The 5153-nt window shown below is 65.9% G+C and carries 4 protein-coding genes; all 4 read right to left on the bottom strand.

Annotated elements, in window-relative coordinates; all coding sequences use genetic code 11:
• A partial coding sequence (locus HP546_RS25525; RefSeq protein ID WP_172231189.1) for a YheU family protein occupies window positions 1-117 on the bottom strand: 117 nt, incomplete at its 3' end.
• 81 nt (window positions 118-198) lie between these two features.
• Window positions 199-1383: an osmoprotectant NAGGN system M42 family peptidase gene (locus HP546_RS25520; protein ID WP_172231186.1), complete on the bottom strand. Its 1185-nt coding sequence runs from the start codon at window positions 1381-1383 to the stop codon at window positions 199-201.
• Between the two features lie 125 nt (window positions 1384-1508).
• Window positions 1509-3254 (bottom strand): N-acetylglutaminylglutamine synthetase, encoded by a 1746-nt coding sequence (gene ngg / locus HP546_RS25515; protein WP_172231183.1) that lies wholly within the window; start codon window positions 3252-3254, stop codon window positions 1509-1511.
• A gap of 3 nt (window positions 3255-3257) precedes the next feature.
• Entirely contained in the window at window positions 3258-5045 is a 1788-nt protein-coding gene (locus HP546_RS25510; protein ID WP_172231180.1) for an N-acetylglutaminylglutamine amidotransferase, read from the bottom strand.
• Between the last annotated feature and the right edge of the window lie 108 nt (window positions 5046-5153).

Raw genomic sequence — 5153 nt, 5'->3', positions numbered from 1 at the left:
CAGCACGCGGGTTTCCAGCGGGGTGTCGTCGCCGTTGTCGGTGCCGTCGCGGGTGACGAAGTCCTCGATCAGGCGGGTAAGGGTTTCGGCTTGCAGTTGTTCGTAGGGGATCAGCATGGTGTGACTTGTCTGGAAGTGGTGTAGGCATGCTACGCGAAACATCTGATGGTTTGGGGCCGCATTGCAGCCCCTAGGCCATCAGCCTTTATTACCTACCAGGCTATCCACCGCCGGCACCCGCGTATCGCTTTCCATCTGAGCATCATGCTCCAGCTGATGGCTGAAGCGCTCCAGCGACGCGTTGGCCGGCTGTGAATCACTGGCAAACACCGGCGGGCTCAGCAGGTACGCCGACAGCAGCCGGCTAAGCGCCGCCAGGCTGTCGATATGTGTGCGCTCATAGCCATGGGTGGCATCGCAGCCGAACGCCACCAAGGCGGTACGAATATCATGCCCCGCGGTCACCGCCGAATGGGCATCGCTGAAGTAATAGCGGAACAGGTCGCGCCGCACCGGCAGGTCGTGGTCGCCGGCCAGTTTCAACAGGTGCCGGGACAGGTGGTAGTCGTAAGGCCCCGACGAGTCCTGCATGGCCACGCTCACCGCATGCTCGCTGGAGGCCTGCCCGGGCGCCACCGGGGCGATGTCGATACCGACGAACTCGCTGACGTCCCAGGGCAGGGCGCCGGCTGCACCTGAGCCGGTCTCCTCGGTGATGGTGAACAGCGGGTGGCAGTCGATCAGCGGCTGGCGACCGCTTTCAACAACCGCCTTCAATGCCGCCAGCAACGCTGCCACGCCAGCCTTGTCGTCCAGGTGGCGGGCACTGATATGGCCGCTTTCTGTGAACTCGGGCAGCGGGTCGAAGGCGACGAAGTCACCAATGCTCACGCCCAGCGCCTCGCAGTCGGCGCGGGTGGCGCAATAGGCGTCCAGGCGTACCTCGACGTGGTCCCAGCTGATCGGCATCTGGTCGATGGCGGTGTTGAAGGCATGCCCGCTGGCCATCAGCGGCAGCACGCTGCCACGGAATACGCCGGTGTCGGTGAATACACTGACCCGGCTGCCCTCGGCGAAGCGGCTGGACCAGCAGCCGACCGGTGCCAGGGCCAGGCGGCCGTTGTCCTGCAACTGGCGCACGCTGGCGCCAATGGTGTCCAGGTGGGCGGATACAGCGCGGTCGGGCGATGTTTGCCGGCCCTTGAGGGTGGCGCGGATGGTGCCACGGCGGGTCAGCTCGAAGGGGATGCCCAGCTCGTCGAGGCGCTCGGCCACGTAGCGCACGATTGTGTCGGTAAAGCCCGTGGGGCTGGGGATGGCGAGCATCTCCAGGAGTACGCGCTTGAGGTAGTCGAGATCGGGTTCGGGGTGTCGTTCGGACATGTTGGGTGCTCCTCTACTCCTGTGCCGGCCTCTTCGCGGGTAAGGCGCGCCCCCAGGGTCGGTGATATCCCTGTGGGAGCGGGTTCATCGAGGCGTCGAACCGCCGCGAAGAGGCCGGGACTGGTTTACGCCAAAGGCCGGCTATGCGGAAACAGCAGGTCGATAAAACGCTCGGCCGTTGGCTGCGGTTCATGGTTGGCCAACCCGGCGCGTTCATTGGCCTCGATGATCACGTACTCGGCCTGCTCGGCGTCGCGGACCATGAAGTCCAGCCCCACCACCGGAATTTCCAGTGCCCGTGCAGCGCGCACGGCGGCGTCGGCCAGCACCGGGTGCAGGCGTGCGGTCACGTCTTCCAGGGTGCCACCGGTGTGCAGGTTGGCAGTGCGCCGTACCGCCAGGCGCTGGCCGGCGGGCAACACGTCGTCATAGCCAAAACCCGCAGCGTGCAACGTGCGTTCGGTCTCGTCGTCCAGCGGGATCCGGCTCTCGCCTGCCGTAGCAGCCTGGCGCCGACGGCTCTGGGCTTCGATCAACTGGCGCACGCTGTGCTTGCCATCGCCCAGCACTTGCGCCGGGTGGCGGATGGCGGCGGCCACCACTTCATAGCCGATCACCACGATGCGCAGGTCATGCCCGGCATGGAAGCTCTCCAGCAGCACGCGGCTGTCGAACTGGCGGGCGTGGGCCACAGCGCGGGTGATATCGTCGATACAGGTCAGGTTCACGGCAACGCCCTGGCCTTGCTCGCCATCCACCGGTTTGACCACCACCGCGCCATGCTCGTCGAGAAATGCCAGGTTGTCGTCGGCGTTGCCGGCCAGTTGTTGCGCGGGCACCTGCAGCCCGGCGTTGTGCAGCGCATGCTGGGTCAGGCGCTTGTCCTGGCACAGGGTCATGGTCACGGCGCTGGTCAGGTCGCTTAGCGATTCACGGCAGCGAATGCGGCGCCCGCCCAGGCTCAGGGTGAACAGCCCGCCTGCGGCATCGTCCACCTGCACTTCGATACCTCGGCGCAACGCTTCGTCAACGATGATGCGCGCATACGGGTTCAGGTCGGCCTGCGGGCCGGGGCCCAGGAACAGGGGTTCGTTGATGCCGTTCTTGCGCTTGACCGCGAAGGTGGGCAGGTTGCGAAAGCCCAGCTTCTGGTACAGGCGCTTGGCCTGGCGGTTGTCGTGCAGCACCGACAGGTCCAGGTAGGCCAGGCCACGGCTCATGAAGTGTTCGATCAAGTGGCGCACCAGCACTTCACCCACCCCGGGACGGGTGCAGTGCGGGTCCACGGCCAGGCACCACAGGCTGCTGCCGTGCTCGGGGTCATCGAACGCCTTGCTGTGGTTGAGGCCCATGACGCTGCCGATTACCGCGCCGCTGTCTTCGTCCTCCGCCAGCCAGTACACCGGGCCGCCGAGGTGCCGAGGCGTCAGCCGATCGGCATCGACCGGCAACATGCCGCGGGCCTGATACAAGGTGTTGATGGCTTGCCAGTCGGCGGGGTTCTGCGCCCGGCGTACACGAAAACCGCGAAAAACACGCTGCGCCGGGCGATAGTCGGTGAACCACAGGCGCAGGGTGTCGGACGGGTCGAGGAACAGCTGTTGCGGCGCTTGCGCCAGCACCTGCTGCGGTGCTGCCACGTACAAGGCGATATCGCGCTCGCCCGGGCGCTCGTCCAGCAGTTCGTCGGCCAGGCTGTTCGGGTCCGGGTAGGTGTGGCCAATCAGCAACCGGCCCCAGCCGCAGTGCACGGCACGCGGCTGGTCGTGGGGCTGGCTGCCGTCGCCGGCCAGGCGCGCCTGCAGGCGCTCGTAGGACGGCGCCTGGCCGCGCAGCAGGCGCTGACCGTAAGCGATTTCGTGGGCTTTCATCGGTCAGATTCCTTGTTCGCTCAGCCACAGGTTCAGCGCAGCCAGCTGCCACAATTTGGAGCCACGCAGCGGCGTCAGCTGGCCGTGCGGGTTGCTCAGCAAGCGGTCGAGCATGGCCGGGTTGAACAAACCGCGGTCCTGGCTGGGGTCGGTCAGCAGCTCGCGCACCCAGCCCAGGGTCGCACCTTCCAGGTGCTTCAGGCCTGGCACCGGGAAGTAGCCCTTCTTGCGGTCGATCACTTCATGCGGGATCACCCGACGGGCCGCTTGCTTGAGCACCTGCTTGCCGCCGTCAGGCAGCTTGAAACGCGCTGGAATACGCGCCGACAGCTCTACCAGGCGGTAGTCGAGGAACGGCGTGCGTGCCTCCAGGCCCCAGGCCATGGTCATGTTGTCCACCCGTTTGACCGGGTCTTCCACCAGCATCACCGTGCTGTCCAGGCGCAGGGCCTTGTCCACGGCATCCGCTGCGCCGGGGCGGGCGAAATGTTCGCGCACGAAGTCGCCGGCTGCGTCGGTTTCCAGCAGCCAAGGCGCCTGTACGGTGTCGCGGTATTCGGCGTGGCTGCGGTCGAAGAAGGCGTCGCGGTAGGCCCCGAACGCATCCTCGGCGCCGTCCACCTGCGGGTACCAGTGGTAGCCGGCAAACAGCTCGTCGGCGCCCTGGCCGCTCTGCACGCCCTTGCAGTGCTTGGCCACTTCCCGCGACAGCAGGTAGAAGGCGATGCAGTCGTGGCTGACCATCGGCTCGCTCATGGCGCGGAAGGCCGCTGGCAGCTGGTCGATGATCTCGTGCTCGGCGATGCGCAACTGGTGATGGCGGGTGCCGTAATGCCTGGCGATCAGGTCGGAATACTCGAACTCGTTGCCGCGCTCGCCGCCGGCGTCCTCGAAGCCGATGGAGAAGGTCGACAGGTCGTCCACGCCCACTTCGCGCAGCAGGCCGACCAGCAAGCTGGAATCGACCCCGCCGGACAGCAGTACGCCTACGTCCACGGCGGCCCGCTGCCGAATGGCTACGGCATCGCGGGTGGCATCGAGTACCCGGGTGGTCCAGCCTTCAAGGTCCAGTTCACGCTCGTCCGGGTGGGGGCCGTAATGCAGCGTCCACCAGGTCTGGCGTTCGACTTCGCCATGGCGGTCGATGCGCATCCAGGTGCCCGGTTCCAGCTTCTGCACGTTGGCCAGCAGGGTACGCGGTGCCGGTACCACGGCATGGAAGTTCAGGTAGTGGTTGAGCGCCACCGGGTCGAGCATCGGGTCGATGTCGCCACCTTTGAGCAGCGCTGGCAGGGTCGATGCAAAGCGCAGGCGCTCGCCATTGCGCGACAGGTACAGGGGTTTGACGCCCAGGCGGTCGCGGGCCAGGAACAGGCGCTGGTTGTCGCGTTCCCAGATGGCCAGGGCGAACATGCCGTTGAGCTTGGGCAGCAAGGCCGCGCCCCAGGCATGGTAGCCCTTGAGCAGCACCTCGGTGTCGCCGTCGGACCAGAAGCTGTAGCCCAGGTCTTGCAGTTCCTGGCGCAGCTCGGGGAAGTTGTAGATGGCGCCGTTGAAGGCCAGTGACAGGCCAAGGGTGTTGTCGACCATTGGCTGCGCCGAGCCGTCGGACAGGTCCATGATTTTCAGGCGCCGATGGCCAAGGGCGATCGGGCCTTGGCTATGGAAGCCCCAGGCATCCGGGCCACGCGGGGCCAGGTGATGGGTCATGCGCTCTACCGCAGCCAGGTCGGCTGGGCGAGGGGCTTGGTCGATGGGGGTGAAACGTAACTCTCCTGCTAATCCGCACATGTAACGTAAACCCTTTGAGTTTCGGCACTCTTGGCGTTACTGGCTTTTAGCTCGTACCATTTTTGTACCACTTTCCAGCGATTTCAGCTTATCAAGCTCAGCCCAGTC

It is taken from the genome of Pseudomonas sp. CM25 (genome assembly GCF_013179705.1).
In the GTDB taxonomy this organism is placed as follows: domain Bacteria; phylum Pseudomonadota; class Gammaproteobacteria; order Pseudomonadales; family Pseudomonadaceae; genus Aquipseudomonas.
The sequence above is the reverse complement of the archived record's forward strand: the minus strand, read 5'-3'. Positions and strand labels throughout refer to the sequence as shown.